Here is a 26670-nt window from a genome sequence, read left to right on the forward strand (position 1 = left end):
AACCAATTGCTGTATTCACTGGATACCGGAATACCGTTTTTTCTCAGCGCCGGTTATGATATTGCCTGCCCGCTCGCGAATATTATTATGCTTATTTACAGCTACCGGAAACTGGGCTACAGACGCGACAGGCACCAGGCACTGACCATGATTATATATCTTTTTGCCGCCATTGCCGTTTTGCTCAGCCGTTTCTGGATCAACCAGATATACGGATGGGGATGCTGCATTCAGTTTATCGGACTTCTGATGATGTACAACTTTGCGCTTAAATATAACGCTTCGGCTATTAATACAATTAACATGGCGGAATATGTATATTCATCGGTAAATACGCCCTTTCTTGTGTTATCCCAGGACGGAAGGATTCTGCTGGCAAATAACAGCGCGGCCGGATTTTTCCGGAAAAACCTCCGGGACCTGGCGGGCCGGGACATCCGTACTTTTTTTCTGTTCAATGAAGAGTTTAAGGATTTTTCAAAATATCCTGAAGGCAATACCGCGGACCATTATGACGCTACGGCTCTGGCCGGCGGCGCGAAGTGTATAATTGATATAACCTATATTTATGACAAATATTCGGAGCTGATCTGTACGATTTTCATTATCAATGACATGACCGGTAAAATTGAAATGATTAACGAGCTTGAAGATGCAAAGGCAAGAGCGGAAGCCGCAAGTCTTGCAAAAAGCACCTTTCTCGCGAACACCAGTCATGAAATACGCACACCAATGAATGCGATTGTCGGTATGGCGGAACTCATCCTCCGGGAACCGGTTTCTCCGGCGGTTTATGAACATGCGCTTGGTATAAAACAGGCAAGCGCCAATCTTCTGTCCATTATAAATGATATTCTCGATTTTTCCAAAATAGAATCGGGCAAGCTCGAAATTATTCCGGTACAGTATATGCTGGCCTCAGTCCTTAATGATGTAATAAATATTATCCGGATGAAAGTAAGCGAAAAGCCTGTTATGTTTGTTACAAACATTGATGCCGATTTACCGAACAGGCTCTTTGGCGACGAGGTACGCATCCGGCAGATACTTCTGAATCTTCTCGGAAACGCAATAAAATATACCAGCGAAGGATTTATTTCGCTTTCCATAACAGGAGAATCCAAGGAAGACGGAACGGTATTTTTACGGATTGATGTCGCGGACAGCGGGATCGGAATCAAAGAGGAAGACACCGGAAAAATATTCGGAAACTTCACACAGGTCGATGTGCAGAAAAACAAGGGGATTGAAGGCACAGGCCTGGGCCTTGCCATCACCAAGAACCTCTGTCTCAGTATGGGCGGGACTATCACTTTTGTCAGCACCTATGGGAAGGGAAGCATATTCACCGCGATCCTGCCCCAGCAAATAAGCGGCAGCGAAAAATTCGCTTCGGTTGACAATCCCGAACTGAAGAAAGTTCTGGTGTATGAAATACGCGAAATATATACCCAATCACTGATACAGACATTTGAAAACCTTGGAGTAAAAGCTTCTTCGGTTACCATGCAGTCCGCTTTTTTTGAAGCCATGAAAGCGGATGAGTATGATTTTATATTTATTTCGCAAACCCTATATGAGGGCGCGAAAAAAATTGTGGAGAAGGCCCATGTCCGTTCAAGAATTGTATTAATGGCGGATTACGGGGCGGAACCGGAAGGAAGAAATATCAGGATTCTGTACAGACCGGCCCATACCCTCGCGGCAGCAAATATTCTCAATGAAGTTGAGGACAAAAAAAATTATGTTATTTCGGATGAAAATGACATACGCTTTATTGCCCCCGACGCACGAATCCTGCTTGTCGATGATATAGCGACAAACCTGAAAGTCGCCCAGGGACTTATGGCCCCTACAGGATGCATATTGATGTATGCAAAAGCGGGGCTGAATCTGTTGAGCTGGTCAGGACAAACCGGTATGACATTGTATTCATGGATCATATGATGCCTGAAATGGACGGAATAGAAGCGACCGCTATTATCCGGAATATGGAAAACGGGGACGGGTATTACCAAAATGTTCCCATAATTGCGCTCACGGCAAATGCGGTTTCAGGTGTAAAGGAAATGTTTCTCCGGAACGGAATGAATGATTTTTTATCAAAGCCCATTGAAATCACGCGGCTTAACAGCATACTGGAAAAATGGGTCCCGCCGGAAAAACAGAAAAAGCATTATGAGGCGGTCCGGGAAATTGACGCCTCAAACCTGAAGATAGCGGGAATAGATGTGAGGAACGGCATTTCAATGACCGGCGGGAATTTTGAAACCTATATGGAAACGCTGAAGGTCTTTCTTTCGGACGGCAGGGAAAAAATACAGCAGATCAAAACAAGTATTGAAAATAAAGACCTTCATCTGTATACCACATATGTTCATGCGCTGAAGAGCGCCGCAGCCAGTATCGGCGCGCAGGGCTTGTCCGATTTTGCGAGAGATCTTGAACGGGCGGGAAAAAATGAAGATACGGAATTCATTGAAATGAACAGTTTTTTCTTTTTGACACAGCTGGAAACACTTTTGCAGAATATTGATGACGCGCTTTCCGCATACCGTCAAAGCGGCAGCGAAATAACGGAGGAAATGACCGACCCGCTTTTATTTAAATCGGAACTGTCCGGACTGAAAGACGCTCTTGAAAACATGAACACGGGAACGGCAGATACTATTATCACAGGTTTGCAGAAAATGAACCTGCCGCAAAAGGCTGTTTCCGGGATAGAATATATATCACATAATGTTCTTCTTTCTGATTATGAAGGCGCGGTTGCTATCATTGATGAATTGCTGGGAGAAATCTGAAAACGGCCGGGGACTGCTTATTCTTCAGTAATTTTAGCATTCCGGCGGCAGCCGGCTATGTAGTTTAGTAAGCGGAGGTAAAAATGACTTTATCCGGCATTCTGATTGTAATCAGTTTTATGGCGCTGCTCCTCGGGATCTACGCCATATATAACGGACGGAAGGGCGCGTCCGTAAACTGGAGTTTTGTGCTTCTCGCCTTTTGCTCTTTTATCTGGAGTCTGGTCGCCGCTTTGTACATGGCAAAAATATCCGATGAACTGTGTACCTTTGCTGTAAGTTTTATCGAATGCTGCGTTGCTGCTATTTTTCCCCTGCTGACCAGCTACTTTATTGTTGTTCTCGGTCTCAAATCAAGGTTATCAAAATCAGTCTTTGTCATTCAGATTATTCTGACCATAACCCTGATCCTGGTGAATATTTTCCACGGCTTTGTAAAGGTTACTATCGTAAACGGCAAAACAGAGCTGGAGTTTATAAAAAACATAACCTACTATCTTTTTATTTCATACAATGTTTTGTGTCCGCTCGCGAATATCATTATGTTCGCCCACAGCATCAAATATACCGAATATAAGCGGGACAGGCATCAGGCAATTTCATGGATATTTTATCTTCTGGCGGGTATCGGTTTTCTCCTGATACGGTATATTCCGGAATTGAATATTATGTACGGGGGAGGCTGCTTTGTCCAGTTTGCAGGCCTCGTAATGCTGTACAATTTCTCTCTGAAATATAATGCGTCAGCGATTAACACAATCAATGTGGCAGAGTATGTGTATTCTTCAGTTAATACGCCCTTCCTCGTGCTGTCACAGAAAGGGGCCATTCTTTTATCAAATAACAGCGCATCAAAGTTTTTCGGAAAAAGCTCGAAGGATTTGCTGGGAACTGACATAAAAACACTGTTTCATTTTGATAAGACATACCGGGATTTCTCAAAAACTGGGAAGAAAATACTATAGAACACTACGAAGCCGAAGCGGTAAATAATAAGGCAAAATGTACAATTGATATAACCTATATTTACGATAAGTATTCCGAACTTATCTGCACTATTTTTATAATCAATGATATGACTGATAAAATTGAAATGATTAATGAACTCGAGCAGGCAAGAATAAAAGCGGAAACCGCCAGCCGGGCAAAAAGCACCTTTCTTGCGAATACCAGTCATGAAATACGCACGCCGATGAATGCGATCGTCGGTATGGCGGAACTCATTCTCCGTGAAGATATTTCACCGGAGGTTTATGAACATGCAATGGGAATAAAACAGGCAAGCGCGAACCTGCTTTCAATAATAAATGATATTCTGGATTTTTCTAAAATTGAATCCGGCAGACTGGAAATTATTCCGGTCAATTATATTCTTGCTTCGCTTGTTAATGATGTAATAAATATTATCCGGATGAAGGTAAGTGAAAAACCTGTTATCTTTATTACAAATATCGACGCGTCTTTGCCGAACAATCTGTTCGGCGATGAAATACGAATCAGACAGATTCTTCTGAATCTGCTCGGCAATGCGGTCAAATATACTGAAGAAGGTTTTATATCCCTGGGCATTACCGGAGAATACAGTGAAGAAGGGACTATAATTCTGAACTTCAGAATTGCCGACAGCGGCATCGGCATAAAAGATGAAGACAAACACAAACTGTTTGGAAATTTTGTCCAGGTTGATATATCAAAAAATAAGGGAATCGAAGGAACAGGGCTGGGCCTTGCCATTACAAAAAATCTCTGTCTCAGTATGGGAGGAGATGTGTATTTTGAAAGCACATACGGCAGGGGAAGCATCTTTACCGCACTCATACCGCAAAAAACACAGACAACAGCGGCGTTCGCTTCCGTCAGGAACCCCGAGCGCAAAAAAGTTCTGGTGTATGAAATCAATAAATTATACTCAAACTCGATTGCATTTTCTCTTGAGAGCCTTGGAGTTCCGTATACGGCTGCAGAAATCCAGTCCGAATTTTATGAATCCCTCAGGGACAGTGAGTACTCCTTTATTTTTGTTTCCCACGTATTATACGAAGCCGCGCTGACAATCACGGAAAAAATGCGTATAAAGGCGCCCCTGATTCTGATGGCGGAATATGGAAATGAAATAAATACACAGAATATACGGACCTTATATATGCCGGCGCACAGTCTGTCCATTGCGAATATTCTCAATGATGTGGATGACAGCAAAATGTATCATGACAGCAGGGAACTTGATGTCCGTTTTACGGCGCCCACAGCGCGGATACTGATTGTGGATGATATCGCTACAAATCTGAAGGTCGCGGAAGGACTTATAGCGCCCTACAGAATGCAGATAGATATTTGCAAAAGCGGAAGCGAAGCTGTCGAACTGGTAAAAACGAACCGGTATGATCTTATTTTTATGGATCATATGATGCCTGAAATGGATGGAATAGAAGCGACCGCGATTATCCGGAATATGGACGGACCCGATCAGGAATATTTTACGAACCTTCCTGTCATTGCCCTGACCGCAAACGCGGTATCCGGGGTAAAGGAAATGTTTCTTCAGAACGGTATGAGTGATTTTCTTGCGAAACCGATTGAAATCTCCCGGCTGAACAGCATGCTGGAGAAATGGATTCCGGCTGAAAAAAAAGAAAAATATTCCGGTACAAAAACAGAAGAGGCTGCCGGAATTAACATTGAGGGCATAGACGTAAGAAACGGTATTCAGCTGACCGGAGGCTCCGCTGATAATTATATTGATACCCTCGCAGTTTTTTACAGAGACGGCTGTGACCGGATCAGTGAAATACGCAGGACAGCGGTAAAGGATATTTCCCTGTATACGACCTATGTTCATGCCATAAAAAGCGCGGCAGGAAGCGTAGGCGCGAAGGATATTTCCGTTCTGGCACAGGCACTCGAACATGCCGGAGGCACGGGTGACATCAAATATATTGAAGAAAATAATGAACATTTCCTTTCAGAACTTGAATCCCTCCTGGATCGGATAGAAAAAGCAATCGAGGAACACTGGGGGGAAGAAACCGGAGACAATCCGGGTGAACTGAAAAAACTGTCCGGAGAACTGAAAACAGCCATTGAAACAATGGATACAGGTGAAATTGACCGGCTCCTTTTGCTGATACGGAAAAAAACACGGGACAGAAAAACCGGAGAAATCATTGAAAAAATAAGCCGGAGTATTCTTGTTTCCGATTTTGATGAAGCGGCCGAACTGGCCGGGAGGCTGGCGGAGTGAGCATGGCAGCCGTCTGCCTTTTTCAGTCCGGTACCGTCCGATCTCCGCTCTTTCCTGGGCAACACCGGCAAATGACGGCGGCAAAAGCGGTTCGGCGCCGCAGCCAGGGCAGGATTCGGCGGAAAAGCCTTTTTTCAGAAATTTCATGAAAAGAAATTGATTTATCCTGATAAATCAGTATTATATTTAATTAAAAGTAGTATATTGCAGGAATTTTTTTTTCTGCGAAAAGTTGCTTGTTTATGAGGTATGTATGAAGAGCCTTCGGACCAGGTTTATTCTGATCTTTATTGCCCTTGGACTGATTATTTCACTCAGCGTAGGGGTAACAATGTATATCCAGTATAGCAGTTATGTTATGTTTTCAGCCCAGCAGACGCTCCGTAGCGTAGCAGTCCTGATAGACTCTCTCTACCCTGTTCTCAGCGATGTTGAATACATAAAAGAAGAAGGCTCTGAATTTTCTCCGGCCTACAAGGACCTGCTTGAGCAAATGCAGAAATTTAATGATGCCTTCGGCTTTACCTTCATTTATCTTGTGGAAGTGACTCCCGACGGCTACCGGTTTATTCTTGATACCGAACGCCTGATAGAAGACGGCGAAGATACGTTCATGACCTATTACTATGAAGACCTGGATGAACTTGACGCGGCCGCCAAAACGCAGGAAGTGCAGATAACCACCGAGCTGTATACCGATGAGTGGGGAACTTTTATTTCTTCATATATTCCGGTTATTAAAGACGGAAAAACAGTCGGTATCCTTGGGCTTGACTATGACATAACATATATTTTTAATTTACAGCAAAGGTCCATGGCTTCGCTCGGAATTGTACTTCTGATAGCAGTTTTATTCTCCGTGGTTATTGCTTTTATGGTCGCGAATTCATTCATCAGGCCAATCAGGCAGGTACAGCAGGCGGCGCTCTCTCTGGCTGAAATGAACCTGGCTATTCCTCTTGAAACCAAACGGAAAGATGAGATAGGAGATATGATACGGTCCCTCATAAAAATCAGGGACAATTTCAAGGAAAACATCGAATCAATTACCCTGCGTCTTAATGAACTGAGCGACCTCAGCGCGTCCCTTGATTCGTCAATGGATAAATCCGTCACAGACATGGATGTCATTTTCAGAAGTATGAATGATGTGCAGGGACAGGCCGCGATACAGGTGGAATCAGTCCAGCAGACATCAAGCTCCGTTGAGGAAATTATCCAGAACATTGCGGCCCTGAACAGGACCATTCAGACGCAGGCAGTAAACCTGAATGAATCATCTAGCGCCATTCAGGAAATGGTCGGCAATATCCATTCGCTTCGCTCCATGGTACGGAATGCAAATGATACCGCAGGAGAACTCAGCGGGTCAGCCGAACACGGGCGGGAAAAAATAGGCTTTCTTGCCGCCGAACTGAAAAAAGTTGCGCTCCTCTCCGAGAAACTCCAGGAAGCGAACGGCGCCATTTCCGGTATAGCAAACCAGACAAATATTCTGGCAATGAACGCGGCGATTGAGGCTGCGCACGCAGGAGATGCAGGCAAGGGTTTTGCCGTTGTATCCGAAGAAGTGCGGAAACTTGCGGAGCTTACCGCGGAAGAATCCGATGCCATCTCAAAGGAAATCCAGGAAATAGATGAAGCCATGAATGAACTTGTAAGCGTTTCCGATGAAACCGCCGAAGCGTTTGACCGCATATACAAGGGCATAGGAGCAATAGACGAAACCTTCAGCACTGTCAACCAGGCCATTGAAGAGCAGGATATCGGCGGCAAGCAGATTCTCGAAAGCCTGAAAACCATGAATGACCTGACTGAAGAAGTTCGTTCCGGGTCCGGAGAAATGCAGACCGGAAGCAGGCTTATAGCTGAAGAAATGGAAAAACTCCAGGACACTTCGCGCGAAGTAAATGAAAGCGTTCAGAATGTCCGCTCGGTCAGCAAGCAAATAGATGCCTCCCTCGCGAACGCAAAAGACGTAGCGGCGAAAACGCGGGAACATCTGGAATTTACGAAGAAAACATTTAATATCGAATAAATAACCGTACAGATACTATAATAACTGTCTGTATATGTTGATAAAACTATTACTGCCCCTGTATAATACCTGTTTAAATGCCTGTTAAACATAAAAGGCGTTTTTATTATCGGTAATAACAAGGGGTACGTAATGAAAAGTCTGAGAACTCAATTTATTTTAATCTTTATCGCACTCGCTCTGCTGATTTCCCTGAGTGTAGGTATAACAATGTATATCCAGTATTCCCAATATGTTCTTTTTTCTGCCCACACCACACTTGAAAGTGTCGCGGTGCTGATAGATTCAAATTATCCCGTTCTTGCGGAAACCGAGTATATAAAGGAAGAAGGAAAAACTGATTCCGAAGCATATATAAAACTCCTTAAAGAACTGGAGCAATTCAATAATGCTTTCGGATTTACTTTTATTTATCTGGTTGAAAATTCTCCCGATGGGTATTTGTTTTTACTTGATACGGCGGACCTCTGGGATGACGAAAAAACTTTCATGACCTATTATGAAGAAGATACGGAGTATGTGGATGCCGCCGCCGAAAGCGGCGAATTACAGATAACGGATACGGTAACTGCTGATGAATGGGGAATCTTTATTTCCGCCTATATTCCGATAGAAAAAGACGGGCAAGTTAGAAGTATTCTCTGTCTTGATTACGATATGACAAAAATTTATGATCTCGAAAAACGAGCTATGACATCGCTTGCCATTGCCCTGATTATCGCTGTTCTCATTTCCATTGTTATTGCATTTATTGTTGCCGCTTCCTTTATCCGCCCGGTAAAAACACTGCAAAAAGCGGCTCTCGAACTCGCGGATATGAATCTGCAAATACAGCTTGAAAGCACACGGAAAGATGAAATGGGCGACATGCAGCGCTCCCTGATGACTATCCGGGATAACTTCAGGGAAAATATTGAATCCATTGAACTGCGGCTTAATGAATTAACGGCGCTCACAGAATCTCTTGATATTTCAATGGATAAATCAGTCTCGGATATGGAAGTTATTTTTCACAGCATGCAGGATGTTAAATCGCAGGCTGACATGCAAATGGATTCGGTCCAGCAGACCTCCAGTTCAGTTGAAGAAATTATCCAGAATATAAATTCACTGAACAGGGCCATTCAGGCCCAGGCAGTAAATCTGAACGAATCTTCCGCCGCTATTGAGGAGATGGTAGGAAATATCCATTCAATCCGCACCCTGGTTCATAATGCTAATGAAACAGCGAACCAGCTCAGCGGCTCGGCCGAACAGGGTAAAGACAAAATGGCGTTGCTCAATTCCGAATTGAAAAGGGTATCCGCTCTTTCCGAAAAACTGCAGGAAGCAAACGGGGTTATTTCCGGTATAGCAAACCAGACAAATATACTAGCAATGAATGCAGCAATAGAGGCTGCCCACGCTGGGGATGTGGGCAAGGGTTTCGCCGTTGTTTCAGAAGAAGTCAGAAAACTTGCAGAGCTGACAGGAGAAGAATCAGCCGCAATTTCGCGTGAAGTCCAGGAAATAGAAGAATCCCTTAGTGAACTGGTTAGTGTTTCTGATGAAACAGCTTATGCTTTTGATGTTATTTACAAGGGGATCACCGACATCGATGAAACCTTTAATACGGTCACGCAGGCTATTACTGAGCAGGATACGGGAGGGCGGCAAATACTTGAAAGCCTGAAAAGCATGAATGAACTGGCGGAAGAAGTCCGTTCCGGTTCAGGGGAAATGCAGACAGGAAGCAGCATGATTTTTGATGAAATAGAAAAACTCCAGGCAACATCACGTGAAGTTAATGAAAGCGTACAGAATGTACATGAGGTCAGCCGGGATATTGAAGCATCACTCGCGAATGCAAAAGACATAGCGGCGAAAACGCGGGAGCATCTTGAATTTACGAAGAAGACATTTAATATCGATTAGAATCAGGGACCGGGACGGCAGAAAAACAAAAAGCCCTGCGTTTTTTGCGGGGCAAGTTTTTTCCGTTCCGGTCAACAATAAAAATGACAAATGTACGGTGCGGTTTTGTCAGCATACTGGACAATGCGCAACCGGTCCCGCGGAAAAATCAAAAAATATAAAGCTTCACCCATACTAGAATGGATGTGTATATTTTTTGGAATCCATACACATACTATATAATAACAAACCGGCCATGTGTATGAATTCATACTTTTATACACATGGCAAATCAGGTTTTTGAAAACCCTGTTTTTCCGGAATTAATTCTATACTACGAATTTATCAACTTCATCAGAGAGGGTGTTAACGCTTTCCCGTGTCTCCTGCGCGATCCTGCTTACAGCCTGGACGGCCTGATTTATGCTTTGCATACTTTCCGTCATTTCATCCATGACATTCTTCATTTCATGGGTTATGTCGGTAACTCTCTTCATTTCGTCCAGAATATTTTCGCTTCCGCTTGTCATCAGGACTGAAGCGTCCTTAACCTCCGAAGTAATGCTGTTGATTTCCCTGATTGAATCAAGGACCTGGAAGCTTCCGGTGTTCTGTTCTTCCATGGCGTTTTTGATTACAGTCTCGTGGTTCTGTACCTGTGACAGAAGTTCAAGGATCTGGGCAAATTGCATTTGGGCCTTGTTCGAAACACCTACCGCGTTGTTGATCCTTTCCTTCAGACCTTTAAGAACAGTGGAAACTGATTTCCCCTGAACGGATGAATTCTCGGCGAGCTTCCTTATTTCGTCGGCGACAACGGCAAAACCCTTGCCTGACTCGCCGGCGTGCGCAGCCTCTATTGAAGCGTTCATCGAAAGCAGATTTGTCTGTGAGGCTATGCTCTGGATAACGTTATTCGCTTCCATGAGTCCCTCAGAATCCGCTTCAATATTTTTTATTATTTCAGTCACCTGGAGAATTTCTGTTTTCCCGATTTCAGACGCCTTGAGCAGCTCATTCATTGACTGTTCGCTTTTCTGGAGAATCTTTGTGACGGAATTAATATTCGCCACCATTTCTTCTATCGCAGCCGATGATTCGGTTATCGCAGCAGCCTGACCTTCGATAAGAGAATTGAGTTTGTCTGTCTGGTTTTTGATTTCTGCCATTGTCGCGGCAGTTTCAGTCACGGAAGCCGCCTGGTTTACGGTCTGCTTTTTTACATTGGAAATGCTTGCAGTCATCTGGTTCATTGCGCTTGCAGTCTCTGACATTTGATCAGAAAGCGTATCGGCCATTTTGTCCAGACTGTTTGTTGAATTCTTCGCCGTTGAAACCATCTGTGCCAATCCCGCGATGGACTGGTCAAAACTCTCCGCCATTGCGCCTATTTCATCTTTTGAATGTATATCAAATTTCCGGGTGAGATTTCCTCCCGATACGCTTTTCAGGACAGGCATCATTGCCGAAAGGGGTTTCGAAATTGATTTGCCGATAAAAAGCGCAACCAAAATGCTGAGTACAATAAACACCGCAGTACAGATGGTGACAAAAACCAGCAGAGTGTTTATCCCGGCAAAAAGTTCTTTTGTTTCAATTGTTACAATAAATATCCAGTCGAGAGATTCAATGGGGACATAACCGGCCTCAACCTCAATATCGTTGAATGTGTAGGTAACGACCCCGGTTCCGCCCCGCAGCATTTTTTCAAAAGCATTCGCGATTGATTTAAGTGATTTATCTTCGGATACTTTTGTCAAAGGATTGAACTGTTCCATGACGAGATCGGTATTTTTATGTGAAATTATAACTCCGTTTCCATTTATCAGATAGGCATAGCCGGATTCGCCGAATCCCATTGTGTTGGTAATATCGCTCAGGGCATTTCCGTCACGCCTTGCCACGAGAACCTGCCGGACGGTCCCGTCAACCGTTATGGGAACAGCAAACATTACAACAGGTTTGTTTATAACCTTGCTGATAAGAACATCAGAGACATTCGGTATCCCCTGGAAGGCTTTTTTGACATAATCCCGCTCGCCCAGATTTGCGGTTTCATCTCCAAGCACATAGCGGGTCGTTCCGTCAGGATCAATTATTCCGAAATCAAGGTACCCCAGCCTTTCAACGTCATCGCGCAGTCCGGCTTTCTGTGAGGCCCAGTCAAGGGTTTCAACTGCCGGTTTGCCCGCTATTTCCTGAAGAATTATCAATTGGGAAAAAATCGTCTCATCAAGCAGTTTTCTTCCGGTTTCTGCCTGCATGGTCAGTGACTGTTCGGCCATTTTAATTACAACCCGGTATGCCAGAACAGTTGAGGTAAGTCCGATTCCTATGGAGACAAAAAGAACAAGGATAACAATGTAAGCTGTTATTTTTCTTGACAATTTCATATCACTACCCCGAAAACTTTGCGTAAAATGCAGCATTCCGATCTATGGGAATAAGATTATTACTTATATTGTAAGGTACTACAGAGCGGCAATTGAGTCAATAAAAAAATATCGAATAATTATGGGTGAAAAAACTGCCGGGATTAACAAAATTCCTGTTAACTTTACGGATTGGATCAAGTATAAGCCGAATACGGGTAATCGGCAGGAGGTCTGTATCCTTATTCGTTTTCGTATTTTATTGTAAATATACTTTTAGTATTTTCATCGGGATCCTTTTGTACTACCATTATCAGCAATTCTTCTATTGAACTAATCAATGACAGTATAAAACATGGATAGAATATTTCTTTTGTTTTTAAAATTATATATAAAATCAGCGACACAAAAATAATTATTCCGATAATTTTATTTCCTATTGTATGCAGATAATATACTTTTTTGTTTTTAATGATGCATACAATAAGCGACGCGATTCTGATAGCGAATATGGCAAGAAAAAAATATTTATAGTAGGTAATTATTCCAATATCGAACACCGCAAAATAAAAAACGATTGAGGTAAAAAAATAAAATCACCTAAAGAATCAAGCCTGGCCCCCAGCGGCGATTCGGCGTTATATTTTCTTGCAATATAGCCATCCAGTATATCAGTCAAACCTATCAATGACAAAAGCAGTAAAAGTAAAACGGTATTACCATTCACAGCAAATAATGCAACCGACATAATTATTCTTGATATGGATAGTATGTTGGGTATATTTTTAATACTCATTTATATTTACACAGGTTTATTCGGAACAGAATCAATTTTTCTTTTTTTGCTGAAAATAAAAATTCCCGGAAGCCTTTTTCCGGGCAGAAACTGCCCGGAAAAGAAAAACTATCTTCTGGAATAATTGGGAGCTTCCTGGGTTATGGTTACATCATGAATATGGCTTTCCCTCAGTCCGGCCGCCGTTATTCTGACAAACTTCCGGTAAGATTTCATTTCTTCTATTGTTTTACAGCCGCAATACCCCATTCCCTTGCGGAGTCCGGAAACAAGCTGGTGAAGGAATTCCTTCAGTTCACCCTTGTAGGGTACCCTGCCCTCAATTCCTTCGGGAACAGGCGTTTCATCCTTTGCAATTCCGTACCGGTCGCCGGACCCGTCTTTTATTGCGCCGAGACTTCCCATTCCGCGATATTCCTTATAAATCCGTCCGTCAAAGATTATTTCACGGCCCGGGGCTTCCTTCAGACCGGCAAAAAGGTTTCCTATCATAACGGCATTGGCACCCGCGCCGATTGCCTTTGATATATCGCCGGAAAACTTGATGCCGCCGTCAGCAATAACCGGAATATTTGATTTCGCGGCCTCTTCAGCGCAGCTGCACACAGCGGAAAACTGCGCGGCCCCCACGCCGGAAACAACCCGAGTGGTGCATATTGAACCGGGGCCGACCCCGACCTTGACCGCGTCCACTCCCGCTTCTATAAGATTTCTTGTACCGGAAGCTGTGGCAACATTTCCGCCTATAACGGGCAGATCAGGATACTGTTTTTTAATTCCGCGCACGGCATCGAGTACACCCTTTGAATCTCCGTGAGCCGTATCAAGGACAATAAAGTCTACCTTCGCTTCCGTCAGCAGCGGGAGGCGGACAGACCAGTCATTATTGCTGACCGCCGCTCCGACAATCAGTCTGCCTTTTTATCACGCGCGGCGTTCGGAAACATTTCCTGCTTTTCCATATCTTTTACAGTGATCAGGCCGGTAAGACGGCCGTTGCTGTCCACAATAGGCAGTTTTTCGATACGATGTTTATCGAATTTTCCTCTGGCGTCTTCTACCGTAGGCCGGCCTTCCATAATAACCATTTGGCAGGTCATTACGTCACGTACATGCAGGGCGTCATCGCGGCAGAACCGCAGGTCTCGCCCCGTAATAATCCCGACGAGTTTTCCTTCTTCATTAATAACGGGAAGCCCGGAAACATGGTAACGCTGCATGAGCTGTTTTACCTCACCGATTGTCCGGTGGTCTTCCACTGTTACCGGGGATTCAATAATCCAGTTTAAATAACGTTTTGCGTTTGATACCTGTTCAGCCTGCATTTCAGGCGTCAGATTGCGGTGAATAACGCCTGATGCTCCCTCGAGAGCAAGGGCTATTGCCATTTTTTCTTCGGTTACGGTATCCATGGCAGCCGAAATAATAGGCACATTCAGTTTTACATTCCCTACAAGGAGAGTCCCCACATTGGTTTCACGGGGAGGACCTCTGAATAACCGGGCTGTAAAAGCACATCATCATAAGAAAGAGTTTCTTCCATTTGAAACATATTTTATACCTCCATTAATTTCCTGTATTTTTCGGAAAGCCTTTTAGCCTTTTCCGCGGCAAGCCCGCGGTAGCGTTCCGGCTGGGCAAAAAAACCGCCGGGATCGGCAATCCCCAGTTTCTCAAGCTGGGCGGTTATCCTGGAAAAGGCGTCGGCGTTTTTTTCCAGGGCTTCAAAAAAACTTATTTTATTTTCTTCCGCATCGAGTGTAATTGTACGGATAATTTCGTGAGCGTCGGAAACACCGGATTCGGCAAGAAGAATATAGGCCGGTTCGGCCAGCACCCCTCCCGGGACCTTTCCCCCCGCAGATGCCAGATTCCGCGCCATACCCTCCCTGTCGGCCTGCAATCCCGATACAATTTTTTTCATGCGGGCCACGGCAAAAGAAAATCCGGCAAGATAGTCAGCAATAAAACGCTGACTCGCAGAGTTGGTTAAATCCCTCTGGTGTTCGGAAATCTGGTCCATAAAGAAAGTCATAACTCTCGGAGCAAAAGCTTTCCATAAGCTTTTTACATGTTCCGAATTCCACGGGTTTCTCTTTTGGGGCATTGTTGAGGACCCGACCTGGGTACTGCTGAAATATTCGAAAACTTCCCCGATTTCCGAACGCTGAAGGTTACGCAAATCATCAGCAAGGTTCGCAATGACGCCGAAAGCCACGTTGCACTCCAGGAGAAGGCGGAGCAGATATTCCGGTTCAACAAGCTGGGTAGAATGTTCCGACGGGGCGAGGCCAAGATAATCAAGATACCGCCGTTCAAGCTCTTCGGGGTCCCGGACAATCATACTGGGGCCATTATAGGCCCCGACAGGCCCGGCGAGTTTCCCGTGCAGGTCTTCAGACCGTTTTTCAATTTCAAGAACAGATTTGCCGAGCCGGCTTACATATTCCGCTATGGCAAAGCCGAAGGTGATCGGCACCGCGTGCTGGCCGTGGGTCCGGCCGACTTGCGGGGTTTCCGCCTCTCTTCCCGCTATATCACAAAGCAGAATTTCCAGCTCGCGGAGGAGCGGAAGAATAACCTGCTGCACACAGTCGCGGACCCTGACGGAAAGCGCGGTATCAAGTATATCAACACTGGTTGCCCCGAGATGTACCAGGGGGCGACTTCTTCGGGAACCATGGTTTTCAGAACATTTACCAGCGCGCGGATATTATGGTGGTTTTTTTCTTCCTCTGCATATACAAGGGCTGGATCAATTGTCCCCGCTACTGAATCAAGTTTTTTTTCCATTTCAGGGGTTAATGACCCCCTGATTGAAAGATGGGCTTTTATAAGGGCTATTTCGGCCCTGGCGCAGGAAAGGACCGCGGCCTGTTCCGATATAAAGGCGGAAATCCGGTCAAAAACGGCTGATTCGGATAATGAATAACGGTGATCAATAGGAGAGATGTTTAAAAAAATACTTCGTGTTTCCATATATAATTCTGCCACAATCTTGAACTTTCTGTCAATACTTAGTATTTTGTCTCTATGAATCTTCTACATAAATTAAAAGAAACGTGTTCGGCAGTATTACCAATTGCGGCAATTGTTCTGATCCTCGGCTCAACTATCGCGCCTATAGGTTCTGACCTGATTATTGCCTTTATTGCCGGAACAGTCCTGATTATCTCGGGGCTGACAATTTTTCTGACGGGAACCGATTTGGGTATTGTCCCGGCCGGTTCATATATGGGATCCAAGCTCACCAGAACAAAAAAGATTTGGCTTATCCTCGGATCGGGGTTCCTGATCGGCTTTCTGATTACCATAGCCGAACCGGATCTTCTGGTTCTCGGTAATCAGGCGGAGGCTATGACAGGAACAATTCCGGCGAGAACCCTTGTTATGGCGGTTGCGCTCGGAGTCGCTGTTTTTGTTGCGCTGGCGCTGGCGCGGGTGCTTTTTCAAATCCCGTTCCGTCTGGTAATAATCATCGGATATCTTATTGTTTTTGCCCTTGCGTCCCGGATTGATCCGGTTTTTGTTGCCATCGCCTTTGACTCGGGAGGGGCCACCACGGGTCCTATGACAGTTCCTTTTATCATTGCATTGGGTATTGGTGTTGCCTCAGTCCGCGGCGATAAAAACGCCGCGGAAGACAGCTTCGGGTTTACCGGAATAGCCTCGATTGGTCCCATACTTGCGGTGACCATTCTCGGTTTTACCATGACAGGAAAAAGCGGTATAACAGGGTCAATCGGAGAAACCGCGGAAGCCGCCGCACACATGAGCCTGTGGGCCGAATATGCCCATGTATTCCCCACCACCTGCTGGAATGTCTTTATAGCCCTGGGCCCGCTGGCCGCGATCCTGCTTGTTTACCAGATATTTCTTCTTAAACTGCCGCCACAGCAGGTTAAACGTATCGCCGTCGGCTTTGTATATGCGTATGTCGGTCTTGTCCTGTTTTTTATGGGGACCGATACAGCTTTTATCCCTGTCGGAAAGGCCCTTGGCGCGGCTTTGGGCAGTCTTTCCTACAACTGGATCCTTATACCGATCGGCTGCGTCCTGGGGCAATTGTTGTCTGCGCCGAACCGGCCGTCTGGGTATTAACCGAGCAGGTTGAGGAAGTTTCGGGCGGAAATATCCGGAAAAAGGTTCTGCTTGTCGCGCTCGCGGCCGGTGTTGCGGTTTCCGTCGGGCTTTCAATGGTGCGGGTCCTCGGAAGGTTCAGCATCTGGTATCTGCTGATACCATTTTACGCGCTTGCCCTGCTGCTGACCTTTGTTACTCCCAAACTTTTTACATCGATTGCCTTTGATTCAGGAGGTGTTGCCTCAGGACCGATGTCAAGTACATTTGTATTATCCCTGGCTCTCGGCGCCTCGGGAGCTGTCGGAGGAAATCCCGCGACAGACGGGTTCGGTGTTATTGCAATGGTCGCGGTTACACCGCTGGTAGCCATTCAGATTCTCGGATGGCTTTATGCCAGACGCGAAAAGAAAGCGCTGAAGGAGGGAAAGTGATGGAATACACAAAACTTATTTTCACCATTGTAAATCACGGACTCGGAGAGAAGGTTGCGGAAGAAGCCAGAAAAGCCGGGGCGCGCGGCGGAACCATTCTTGTCGGAAGAAGCAGTATTGATTCAAAGGTACTCCGCGCACTGATGATGGCGGATATTGAAAAAGATATACTTTTAACACTTGTAAATGATAATGAATGTGAAACCATATTTAAAGCTATATGTGACGCCCCGTTATTTGAAAAGAAAAACCAGGGGGTCGCCTTTGTTACCCAGACCGGAGGAGAATTGATGAATACTGAAGCAACTCAGGAAATGATATCGGTAATCGTAAACCGCGGCTATGCCGACGATGTTATGGAAGCGGCCCGCAAGGCGGGCGCCCAGGGCGGAACAATTATTAATGCCAGGGGAACCGGTAAACCGGGAGATGAAAAATTCTTCGGGGTTACCATTGTTCCGGAAAAAGAACAGGTCCTTATTCTTGCCGAAAATGATAAGGCCCAGGCAATCAGGGACGCAATATCTTCCCTGAAATGTCTTTCTACACCGGGCATCGGAATCATGTTCTCGGTACCGGCCGGCAGGTACACCCAGCTTGGCCACAAAAAAGAAAAAAAATAAAATACCCCGCCGAAAAGCGGCAGGGTATTTTGTTCTCCCCTGGAATTGGTCTCGGGTTTAATATCTCTGGTATTAAACCCTCGTCACGAATAAAATCTCTCATAGCACGTATCCGGGAAGTCCGCAGAGCAGAGTATCTGCGGCTTCTCCGGCGCGGTTATACTGCCGCAATCCCGCTGATATGTTTTATTTTCCAGTCTGCCGTTTCTAATATGCTCTTCCTTCGCATCGCAAGTTACTGATAAACAGGTTTCAGTACCCGGCAGTTTGTATAAACGGGACATGTTCAGCGGGGCAGCCGCAACAGAAAACCTTTTTACCTTTCAGGATTCTGCATCAGGAAGAAAGAGCGCGGAACAAAAAGAACTATCAGAAACACAGGTCGTTTTATTTTAATCCCTGCGTCTGGGTGCTTGCCCGGTGAAGGTAATAATTTGTGTGGGGGAAACCCCGCAATCCGCCAATAATTTTACGGAAACGCGTTTTTGTTTCAAAAGCTTCTGTGTCTCTAAAGGCCCCGCATATTCTGATTATCTGTACAGACTGGACTGTTTTCAGGGGATGGTACAGAAGGCTATATTCTGGACGAAATGATATTCAGGAGGACGTCACGTCCGTCTTTCTTAGAAGACGAGGTTACCGGGATCAGTTCTTCCGGCCGGTCAAAAAAAACGGACAGGTTTTTCATTGCCTTTTTTCTTTCGCTGCTGTTCAGCTTGTCCGATTTTGTTCCCGTAAGTATAACTTCTATTCCGAGCCTTTCAAAATATTCCACGGATTCTTTTTCAGTCCGGCCGGGTTCGCGTCTCATATCAATAAGAAAAAAAGCGCTTTCAAATCTTTACGTGTATTTGCGTACTCGGCCAGCATCCGGTTAAAGGCCTCATTCTCGGCCGCGGAACGCCTCGCATACCCGTAGCCCGGGAGATCTGCAAGGCAAAAAATTTTATTGATAAGAAAAAAATTTATCATGCGGGTCATACCGGGACGCGAGCCGGTCTTTACCAGAGACTTTCTGTTTACAATCATATTAATCAGGGAAGATTTTCCGACATTTGAACGGCCGAAAAACGCAAACTCCGGCAAATGCAGGGAGGGATAATCAACAGGCTTTATAGCCCCTTGATAAATTCCGAAGATGTTATCTGCATAATTCCTCCTGGCCGTTATTTTCCCGGATACTATCCCCGGAGGGCTTCGACATTCGCTTTTCCCGCGGGAACATAGGGATACACATTTTCTTCCATGGGAATCCGGTGCCTTACAAAACGGGGACCCTTTTCTCCAAAGGCAATCTTTTCCCAGCCCGGCTCCGCCGTATCAACTGAAACGATACCAAACCCTGCCGCAACTTTCAGGAGATCAGGCGGTCCCTGGAAAATGCACGCCGAATAATTTTCCGCAAAAATAAGTTCCTGCTGCTGGCGGACCATTCCCAGTGCCCCATTATCCAGAACAATTACCGTTACATCAAGTCCCAATTCGGCAAGCGTGGCCAGTTCCTGAATATTCATCAGAATGGACCCGTCGCCGGAAACGCAGATAACCCGTTTTCCCGGATGCATAAGAGCCGCCCCGATTGCGGCAGGCAGACCAAACCCCATAGTCCCGAGAGAGCCGGAAGTAAGAAACTGCCTCGGATATTTCACCGGATAATACTGAGCGGTCCACATCTGGTGCTGGCCCACATCTGTCGCCACAATAATGGAGTCGGGGTCCAGCCCTGCCTGCTCCGCAAAAGCCGGTATGGATGCCAGAAAAGTCCCGGGAACATTTTTTTCATATTCCCTTCCTTCGCCTTTTTTCCGGCCAGCTGGTTAAGCCATAAAGAATGATTCCTGAGGGTTTTGGTCTGCAGTCTGTCCCTGCGCGGGGCTTCGTCAAGAAGCTGGATAATAACAGGCAGGGATGATTCAATATCTCCTACAATCGAATAATAGGACGGAAGGATCTTGTTGATTTCGGCGGCGTCTATATCAATATGGATGATTTTCGCGTTCGGACAGAATTTGGAGATAACGCCGGTCGCCCGGTCATCGAAGCGGGCCCCCGCAGCAAAAATAACATCGGCATTGTGCATAGCGTAATTTGCGGCTCCCGTCCCATGCATTCCAACCATCCCCAGGTGAAGCGGATACGCGGAGGAAACCGCGCCTATCCCCATCAGACTTGAAGTAACCGGAAGCGGCATTTTTTCCAGAAACTCAGCCAGATATTTTGCGGCCTCCGGCGAATTGCAGCCGCCGCCGATATACAGCACCGGTTTTTCGGAGTCAAGAAGGAGGTCCGCGGCTCCCCCAAGAATGCGCGCGGTTTCACCCGGGTCCGTTCGGAAGCGCTCCGCCTTTTTTTCAGGCTTTCCCGGCTCGGGCCAGGATTCAAAACGGGCTGTCATGAGCTGGACATCCCGAGGAATATCAATGAGAACCGGACCGGGACGGCCCGAGGCGGCAAGGGTAAAAGCCTGGGGAATTGCTTCCAGAAGCTCTTCTGCCGACTTCACCATTACACTGTGCTTGGTTATTGAAAACGAAAGCCCGAATGTATCAACTTCCTGAAAAGCGTCGGTTCCAATGAGGGATGTATTCACCTGACCAGTTATTGCAACAAGCGGAATGGAGTCCGCCCGGGCGTCCGCAATGGCAGTTAAAAGATTCATTGCTCCGGGACCGCTGGTCGCAATACAGACAGCGGGATAACCGGTCGAGCGGGCCATTCCCTGGGCGATAAAACCGCCGCCCTGCTCATGCCGAACCAGTATATGGCGGATAGTACTTTTCGCGAGTTCATCATACAGAGGAAGGACAGAGCCTCCGGGAATTCCGGAAACAATATGGATACCCTGGCGTTCCAGCAGGGTTACCGCAATTTGCGCGCCGGTTGCTTCAATCATCTTTTTCTCCTTTACGGTTCCGGAAACAAGTTCCGGAAAAAGTTTTTCATCGTACAAATGGAATACATTGCCGCGGAGCAGCGGGGTGTTAACCCCCGCAGCGAATAAAAAAAGCCCTCCGGACCGGAGGGCTTTTCGCTATCACACGAAATTCAAACCTGCATTATACAAGCAGCCCTCTCTTTGAGATCACCAAGGACGACGACGAGTACGAGAACTGCCAGCAGACTGAATAATGTATTCATATTCGTATTATACGTATAAATATGCATCAATGTCAATAAATTTCTTTCACCCGGACGTTTTTTTTGCCGTTATAGCATGAAAAAATATCCTGTTTATGCTTTTTCCTGCAGGGAAAACCGGTCATCACCCCACCATTCGGGAATAAGTTCCCGAAGCCGGACAATGCGCATGGTTTCAAGGTCAGCGAGTATCTCCATATCACCGCTGTTTCCGTCAAGCTGCATGAGATATTCCCTGCAGGCGCCGCAGGGACTGCCTGTTTTTCCCTCTCCGCAGTAACAGACCAGTTTTATTATGCTGCTTTCCCCGTTGGTGATCATATTTGCTATCGCATTCCGTTCCGCGCACATTCCGAGCGTACAGGCGGTATCAATACAGACACCCGTATATATATTTCCTCCGGCTGTCAGTAGGGCCGCCGATACGGAACCCGCTTCGATAAAAGGTGATACTGTCCGGGGATTGTAAACCCTTTTTGCGGCTTCATATAATTCCGTAAATCCGATTTCTTCCGTCATATTTTTTCTCCGGTATTATAGTAATAAACCTGCCGCGCTGAAAACATAGCGCCATACAGAACTGTTTTCTGTTTGCCCGGATCAATCACTATGTGCTGCTTTTAAACTGAACTGGAAGGGCATCTTTGTATCAAAAAAGGGATAATGATATTCCCCGTACCCGCTGTTCGCCATTCCGCCAAGATCAAAAAACAGTTTATCAGATTCATGCAAATACTCGATTTTCAGCCCGGCTTCTATTAATGAGTTTATCACCTCACTTATAGTGTACATCCAGAAATAGTTTTCCCCTGCTTTGGCTTCCGAAGCATATCCTCCGATATCATCACTGTAATCCGGCTTCTTCAGGAAATAGGGATATTTCAGTACCAGTTTTTCATTCCGCAGTTCCGTTTCGTCAAACATCAGGAAAAACGGATGAGAATCCAGTATATAAAAATATCCGCCTTTATGTAATAACTGCTTCACAGTCTTTGTCCATTTTTTCAAATCAGGGAGCCAGTCTATCGCCCCTTCCGATGTAAAAACAATATCATATTTTTCCTGATGCATTTCCGCTAATTTCATGATATCACATTCAATAAATGATATATTTTTCACACCAAGTTCTTCAGCCATTTTCCGCGCATAAAAGATATTTTCCGGGACCAGGTCTACTCCGGTTACAACCGCGCCTTTTCTTGCCAGTGAAATTGAATCCGCGCCGGTGTTGCATTGCAGATGGATGAGGGTTTTTCCCGATATACACCTTTAATTTAAGTTTCTGATATAAAGAATTAACTAATTCTTTTATATCAGAAACACTTACAATCGGAAATAGTCAAATAATTTAAATTATTTGACTATATATCTCCGAGTTCTTTTTCAATAACGCCGCTCAAAACGGAGTCCCGCTCCTGCAGACTTTTTTTAAAATGCTTATAATGGTCTTCCGCCAGAAGAGACCAGGCCTTCATGTTAGCTTCAATTTCTTTCAAACGGATACCCTCCATAAAAGTTTTTATCCGGTTCCGCCGCGGAAATTACCCCTCTTTTAAAAGCCGGGATGTCCGCATCAGCTGGCAGCGGCACTTTTCACAATTATACCAATTTCAGGAATATTTTCATAAAAAAACGGCATAAAATACCGAAAATTCAAAAAAAGTAGTTAATTCTATTAAATTATGTATAATATATAATAGAAGCAATGGAAAATGAAACTGGTGTTTTTAAACAATCAAGTGAGACTCAGAATGCCGGACGCCGGAAACACGATTTCAGGACAATCGCTGAAAAAAACCGGACCATTGATAGTATTATACATGTCATTACGGAAAATGATTCTTTCCTGATGCTGGGCCATAAAATACCGGACGAGGACTGCATTGCCTCAATGGTATCCATGGGTATAATCATTACCAAATTCAATAAAAACGCTTCACTTTATCTTCGGAACCAGATACCGGAAACGCTCGAGTATCTGAAAAAAATCTGTACCTATAACAATATACAGATATTTTCTAATGATGATATCCTGACAGCAAAGCCGGATGTTATCTGTGTGCTTGATACGCCGAAACCGGCGCACATCGATTCAAATCCGTCCATTATGCCGTATCTTACAAATAAACGGGCGCGGGTAATTGAATTCGATCACCATCTGGCTGCGGACGCGGAATACTGCGGAGATGAAGGCTACTGTTTTGTAGCCAGGGCATCCAGCACCTGCGAGATTCTGGGGCATTTTTGCTGCAAGTTGGATAACAAGCCCGATGTAGTTGAAAAATATGATATACGGGACCTTTTTTCACGAAATCTGGTTCTTTCCATTCTGACCGGGATGATAGGAGATACAAAATACGGCCTCACTCTGAAATCCAACCGTGAAATATTTTTCTATAATCTCTTCTGTCAGTATTTCGCGGAAATTCTGAAAAAGACTTACCGGAAAAACAGCGGCAATTACTCGTCGCTTCATGAAATATATAAAACACTTCAGGGCGTTTCAGAAGATGAAAAGGAAATCTATCTGAAGCTGCTGGAAAAAGATAAATATGCCAAACATATTCATTATGTTGTATTGAATGAAGAAGAATCACGTAAATTTGACGAAATGGATCAGGGGCTGTTCATAAAAACCATAAAAGCCGTTACCGATTTTCTCGCGGAAAAATCGGGGACTTTCGGGATGGCAGCCTATTATGATAAACCGGAAATTTCCGATCTGATTCAGTTCAGGGTACGCACAGCCGGAAATGTTGTCAATATTGATTTGCGGGACATTCTTGCAACCCTTTCCCTTACTGACGGCGGCGGGCATCCCGGCGCCATAGCTTTCCGGGTACAAAAAAAGAAATGACCGATCTCAGGGCTTTTACCAGAAAGATTATTGAAGCGCTTCAGAATCTCAGGGAAAAGGCATATCCTGATGAAGACTGATAAACCCGATTACCAGAAAAAAATGGAAGCCATACTGAAAGAACTCGAAGCTGACGGCAGAACGGGAGAAAATGCGCCGGCACTCCTGCTTCATTCCTGCTGCGCGCCCTGCAGCAGCGCGGTAATAGCCGCTCTTTCCGGCTTTTTCAGAATAACTGTTTTTTATTACAATCCCAATATTGACAGCGCCGAAGAATATAACAAACGCGCAGGCGAGCAGGAACGGTTTCTTGCGTTAATGCCCTCGGTTCACCCGATCGGGTTTGTGGACGCTTTATATACGCCGGAAGATTATTCCGAGGAGGCGAAAGCTTTTGCAGAGGAAAAGGAAGGCGGCGAACGCTGCACGTTCTGTTATTCAATCCGGCTCAAAAAAACCGCGGAAATGGCACAAAAACTGCATTCCGATTTTTTTTGTTCAACCCTGACAACAAGTCCTTACAAGGACGCCCAAAGGGTTAATACAATAGGTTCTGGGCTTGAAAAAAAATTCGGGGTTCGCTGGCTCTGGTCAGATTTCAAGAAAAAGGGAGGATACCAGCGTTCAATCGAGCTGTCGAAAAATTACGGCTTATACCGTCAGAGTTACTGCGGCTGCAGCTACTCCCAGGCTGAATCGGAACGCAGGAGATAATATCATTCTTTTTTCTCCAGGATTTCCACCGCGCGCCGGTATGCCTCCTTAAATGATCCGAACACATTATCAATGCCGATTTTCGTGATTATCTCCGATTTAAAAAACAGCAGATAGGGCTGGGTATGTATTTCTGAAATAAGCAGGGTTATGTCCCGTTTTTTGCAGTTTTTATATACCTCTTCCAGAACATGCAGTCCATCGGCGTCAAGATACAGGGTATGCTGCATTCTGAGAATCAGTACTTTATACGGCGAATCCGACAGGTCTGTTATTGTTTCCAGTTTTCTGACAGTGCCGAAAAAAAGCACTCCGCCGATTTCATATACAAGAATTTTATCAAGAACATCCGGAGCTATCTGCCCTTCCGCTCCGGCGGGGAACCCGGCCTGTTCATGGGCGTCAGCCTGCATTTTATTTATTGATGAAAGCTTTATTATTTTTCTGAGGAAAAAGACCACAGAAAGAACAAGACCGGCTCCGATCGCAACAGTCAGGTCGACAAAAACAGTAATTATGAGAGTGGCAAAAAGAACAATGATATCGGATTTTTGTCCCCTCATAATTGATTTTATTGATGAAAACCCGGTCATATTCCAGGCGACTATGACAAGAACGCCGGCAAGAGTTGACATCGGAATATACACAACAAAACGTCCGAAGAGAACCATTATAAGAAAAAGCGTTACAGCGTGAATAATTCCCGAGACCGGGGTTTTGCCGCCGTTTTTTATATTTGTTGCGGTCCGGGCGATAGCGCCTGTTGCCGGGATACCGGTAAAAAAGGACTGGCTATATTGGCAAGTCCCTGAGCGACCAGCTCCATATTCGGGTCATGTTTATCCCCGGTCATTTCATCGGCGACAACGGCGCTGAGCAGGGATTCTATTGCGGCAAGCAAAGCTATAGACAGTGCGGAAGGAAGAACATTCAGGATCAGTTCCAGGCTGAATACGGGAAGCCGGGGAGCGGGAAGAACCGTCGGAATTGATCCGAACCGGCTCCCTATTGTTTCAACGGGAATTTTGAAAATCTGGACAACCAGAGTCGCAAGAATAATGGCGATAAGTGAGCCGGGGATTTTCCGGTTTATTCTGGGCCAGAAAATAATAACAAGGATTGAGCATACAGCAACCGCCAGAGCATAAAGATTGAGGCTTCCTCTGGCATTCCAGTACGCGCCGAGTTTTCCGATAAAATCTCCCGGTATATCCTGCACAGTCAACCCGAAAAGATCAGGTATCTGACCGGAAAAGATAACCAGTGCGATTCCCGCCGTAAAACCGGTAACTATCGTATATGGTATAAATTTGATGAAAACTCCGAACTTCAGGAGTCCGAAAACAACAAGAAAGATTCCCGCCATTATTCCGGCCACGGCAAGTCCCTCATATCCGAACTGCCGAACAATACTGTATACAAGAACAACAAAAGCCCCGGTCGGTCCGCCGATCTGGACTGAACAGCCTCCGAAGACCGAAATAATAAAGCCCGCAATGATAGCGGTAAAAATACCCTGGGCAGGGCTGACTCCACTGGCAATACCAAAAGCAATGGACAGGGGCAGCGCGACAATGCCGACTATAACCCCCGCAATAAAATCGCTTATAAAGGTTTTTACCGAGTAAGCTTTCAATGATTTGAATAATTCAGGTTTCATATTTTCCAGAACACACTAGA

19 protein-coding genes and 4 pseudogenes are annotated in these 26670 nt (G+C 45.4%); 10 read left to right on the top strand and 13 right to left on the bottom strand.

Annotation, left to right across the window (positions count from 1 at the left end; genetic code table 11):
* Window positions 1–6: 6 nt before the first annotated feature.
* The 6 genes from K7I13_RS04595 to K7I13_RS04620 all read left to right on the top strand — a co-directional run bounded on the left by K7I13_RS04595 (window position 7) and on the right by K7I13_RS04620 (window position 9997).
* Window positions 7–1947, top strand: a complete 1941-nt coding sequence (locus K7I13_RS04595) for an ATP-binding protein (protein ID WP_255948357.1) — start codon at window positions 7–9, stop codon at window positions 1945–1947.
* Window positions 1860–2804, top strand: a complete 945-nt coding sequence (locus K7I13_RS04600; protein ID WP_255948359.1) for a response regulator — start codon at window positions 1860–1862, stop codon at window positions 2802–2804. Before K7I13_RS04595 ends, K7I13_RS04600 begins: the two co-directional genes overlap by 88 nt.
* Window positions 2805–2887: 83 nt before the next feature.
* The gene (locus K7I13_RS04605) at window positions 2888–3769 is read left to right on the top strand and encodes a histidine kinase N-terminal 7TM domain-containing protein (protein WP_255948361.1); all 882 of its coding nucleotides are present in this window, start codon (window positions 2888–2890) and stop codon (window positions 3767–3769) included.
* Between the two features lie 110 nt (window positions 3770–3879).
* Window positions 3880–6045 (top strand): hybrid sensor histidine kinase/response regulator, encoded by a 2166-nt coding sequence (locus K7I13_RS04610; protein ID WP_255948363.1) that lies wholly within the window; start codon window positions 3880–3882, stop codon window positions 6043–6045.
* Window positions 6046–6298: 253 nt separating this feature from the next.
* Window positions 6299–8083, top strand: coding sequence for a methyl-accepting chemotaxis protein (locus tag K7I13_RS04615; protein WP_255948365.1), 1785 nt, complete (start codon window positions 6299–6301; stop codon window positions 8081–8083).
* 132 nt (window positions 8084–8215) lie between these two features.
* Window positions 8216–9997, top strand: a complete 1782-nt coding sequence (locus K7I13_RS04620; RefSeq protein WP_255948367.1) for a methyl-accepting chemotaxis protein — start codon at window positions 8216–8218, stop codon at window positions 9995–9997.
* Between the two features lie 308 nt (window positions 9998–10305).
* On the opposite strand, the gene K7I13_RS04625 is transcribed toward K7I13_RS04620, so the two are convergent.
* The 4 genes and pseudogenes from K7I13_RS04625 to K7I13_RS04635 all read right to left on the bottom strand — a co-directional run bounded on the left by K7I13_RS04625 (window position 10306) and on the right by K7I13_RS04635 (window position 16123).
* Window positions 10306–12369: a methyl-accepting chemotaxis protein gene (locus K7I13_RS04625; RefSeq protein WP_255948369.1), complete on the bottom strand. Its 2064-nt coding sequence runs from the start codon at window positions 12367–12369 to the stop codon at window positions 10306–10308.
* A 520-nt stretch (window positions 12370–12889) separates the two neighbouring features.
* A complete protein-coding gene (locus K7I13_RS15580) occupies window positions 12890–13144 on the bottom strand; it encodes a CDP-alcohol phosphatidyltransferase family protein (RefSeq protein WP_369413697.1) in 255 nt (84 codons plus the stop codon).
* A gap of 108 nt (window positions 13145–13252) precedes the next feature.
* Window positions 13253–14613: pseudogene (guaB, locus tag K7I13_RS04630) on the bottom strand (IMP dehydrogenase).
* 86 nt (window positions 14614–14699) lie between these two features.
* A pseudogene (locus tag K7I13_RS04635) lies at window positions 14700–16123 on the bottom strand (lyase family protein).
* Window positions 16124–16177: 54 nt separating this feature from the next.
* Between K7I13_RS04635 and K7I13_RS04640 the strand changes: the two are divergent.
* Together K7I13_RS04640 and K7I13_RS04645 are read left to right on the top strand one after the other, a co-directional pair.
* A pseudogene (locus tag K7I13_RS04640) lies at window positions 16178–17658 on the top strand (DUF1538 domain-containing protein).
* Complete coding sequence (locus K7I13_RS04645) at window positions 17658–18281, top strand: P-II family nitrogen regulator (RefSeq protein ID WP_255948371.1); 624 nt, start codon at window positions 17658–17660, stop codon at window positions 18279–18281. Before K7I13_RS04640 ends, K7I13_RS04645 begins: the two are co-directional and overlap by 1 nt.
* Window positions 18282–18855: 574 nt before the next feature.
* On the opposite strand, the gene K7I13_RS04650 is transcribed toward K7I13_RS04645, so the two are convergent.
* The 7 genes from K7I13_RS04650 to K7I13_RS04680 form a co-directional block, all read right to left on the bottom strand.
* Window positions 18856–19092 carry a P-loop NTPase family protein gene (locus tag K7I13_RS04650; protein ID WP_255948373.1) on the bottom strand — a complete coding sequence of 79 codons (237 nt, stop codon included), beginning with the start codon at window positions 19090–19092 and terminating at the stop codon, window positions 18856–18858.
* A complete protein-coding gene (locus K7I13_RS04655; RefSeq protein WP_255948379.1) occupies window positions 19089–19367 on the bottom strand; it encodes a GTP-binding protein in 279 nt (92 codons plus the stop codon). The genes K7I13_RS04650 and K7I13_RS04655 overlap by 4 nt, the downstream gene beginning before the upstream one ends.
* 95 nt (window positions 19368–19462) lie before the next feature.
* The gene (locus K7I13_RS04660; protein ID WP_255948381.1) at window positions 19463–19969 is read right to left on the bottom strand and encodes a thiamine pyrophosphate-dependent enzyme; all 507 of its coding nucleotides are present in this window, start codon (window positions 19967–19969) and stop codon (window positions 19463–19465) included.
* Complete coding sequence (locus K7I13_RS04665) at window positions 19927–21174, bottom strand: thiamine pyrophosphate-binding protein (RefSeq protein ID WP_255948383.1); 1248 nt, start codon at window positions 21172–21174, stop codon at window positions 19927–19929. The genes K7I13_RS04660 and K7I13_RS04665 overlap by 43 nt, the downstream gene beginning before the upstream one ends.
* Before the next feature lie 338 nt (window positions 21175–21512).
* A complete protein-coding gene (locus K7I13_RS04670; protein WP_255948385.1) occupies window positions 21513–21938 on the bottom strand; it encodes a cytidine deaminase family protein in 426 nt (141 codons plus the stop codon).
* Window positions 21939–22019: 81 nt separating this feature from the next.
* Entirely contained in the window at window positions 22020–22682 is a 663-nt protein-coding gene (locus K7I13_RS04675; protein ID WP_369413724.1) for a class I SAM-dependent methyltransferase, read from the bottom strand.
* Window positions 22683–22780: 98 nt separating this feature from the next.
* Window positions 22781–22915 carry a hypothetical protein gene (locus K7I13_RS04680; RefSeq protein WP_255948387.1) on the bottom strand — a complete coding sequence of 45 codons (135 nt, stop codon included), beginning with the start codon at window positions 22913–22915 and terminating at the stop codon, window positions 22781–22783.
* A 209-nt stretch (window positions 22916–23124) separates the two neighbouring features.
* Between K7I13_RS04680 and K7I13_RS04685 the strand changes: the two genes are divergently transcribed.
* Both K7I13_RS04685 and K7I13_RS04690 read left to right on the top strand, forming a co-directional pair.
* Window positions 23125–24276 (top strand): DHH family phosphoesterase, encoded by a 1152-nt coding sequence (locus K7I13_RS04685; protein WP_255948389.1) that lies wholly within the window; start codon window positions 23125–23127, stop codon window positions 24274–24276.
* Between the two features lie 69 nt (window positions 24277–24345).
* Complete coding sequence (locus K7I13_RS04690) at window positions 24346–24990, top strand: epoxyqueuosine reductase QueH (protein ID WP_255948391.1); 645 nt, start codon at window positions 24346–24348, stop codon at window positions 24988–24990.
* A gap of 2 nt (window positions 24991–24992) precedes the next feature.
* Here K7I13_RS04690 and K7I13_RS04695 read toward each other — a convergent pair whose 3' ends face one another.
* The gene (locus tag K7I13_RS04695; protein WP_369413725.1) at window positions 24993–25583 is read right to left on the bottom strand and encodes an STAS domain-containing protein; all 591 of its coding nucleotides are present in this window, start codon (window positions 25581–25583) and stop codon (window positions 24993–24995) included.
* Window positions 25572–26650: pseudogene (locus K7I13_RS04700) on the bottom strand (SulP family inorganic anion transporter); the annotation flags it as partial. The pseudogene K7I13_RS04700 and the gene K7I13_RS04695, both read right to left, overlap by 12 nt.
* Window positions 26651–26670 lie beyond the last annotated feature (20 nt).

It is taken from the genome of Brucepastera parasyntrophica (assembly GCF_022376835.1).
In the GTDB taxonomy this organism is placed as follows: domain Bacteria; phylum Spirochaetota; class Spirochaetia; order Treponematales; family Treponemataceae; genus Brucepastera; species Brucepastera parasyntrophica.

Excerpts from the sequence above, each read along its gene's own strand:
- K7I13_RS04600 (WP_255948359.1), top strand. The coding sequence starts at position 1,860 with ATGCATATTGATGTATGCAAAAGCGGGGCTGAATCTGTTGAGCTGGTC.
- K7I13_RS04605 (WP_255948361.1), top strand. The coding sequence starts at position 2,888 with ATGACTTTATCCGGCATTCTGATTGTAATCAGTTTTATGGCGCTGCTC.
- K7I13_RS04610 (WP_255948363.1), top strand. The coding sequence starts at position 3,880 with ATGACTGATAAAATTGAAATGATTAATGAACTCGAGCAGGCAAGAATA.
- K7I13_RS04615 (WP_255948365.1), top strand. The coding sequence starts at position 6,299 with ATGAAGAGCCTTCGGACCAGGTTTATTCTGATCTTTATTGCCCTTGGA.
- K7I13_RS04620 (WP_255948367.1), top strand. The coding sequence starts at position 8,216 with ATGAAAAGTCTGAGAACTCAATTTATTTTAATCTTTATCGCACTCGCT.
- K7I13_RS04625 (WP_255948369.1), bottom strand. The coding sequence starts at position 12,369 with ATGAAATTGTCAAGAAAAATAACAGCTTACATTGTTATCCTTGTTCTT.
- K7I13_RS15580 (WP_369413697.1), bottom strand. The coding sequence starts at position 13,144 with ATGAGTATTAAAAATATACCCAACATACTATCCATATCAAGAATAATT.
- K7I13_RS04645 (WP_255948371.1), top strand. The coding sequence starts at position 17,658 with ATGGAATACACAAAACTTATTTTCACCATTGTAAATCACGGACTCGGA.
- K7I13_RS04650 (WP_255948373.1), bottom strand. The coding sequence starts at position 19,092 with ATGAGACGCGAACCCGGCCGGACTGAAAAAGAATCCGTGGAATATTTT.
- K7I13_RS04665 (WP_255948383.1), bottom strand. The coding sequence starts at position 21,174 with ATGATTGAAGCAACCGGCGCGCAAATTGCGGTAACCCTGCTGGAACGC.
- K7I13_RS04670 (WP_255948385.1), bottom strand. The coding sequence starts at position 21,938 with ATGACGGAAGAAATCGGATTTACGGAATTATATGAAGCCGCAAAAAGG.
- K7I13_RS04685 (WP_255948389.1), top strand. The coding sequence starts at position 23,125 with ATGGAAAATGAAACTGGTGTTTTTAAACAATCAAGTGAGACTCAGAAT.
- K7I13_RS04690 (WP_255948391.1), top strand. The coding sequence starts at position 24,346 with ATGAAGACTGATAAACCCGATTACCAGAAAAAAATGGAAGCCATACTG.
- K7I13_RS04695 (WP_369413725.1), bottom strand. The coding sequence starts at position 25,583 with ATGACCGGGTTTTCATCAATAAAATCAATTATGAGGGGACAAAAATCC.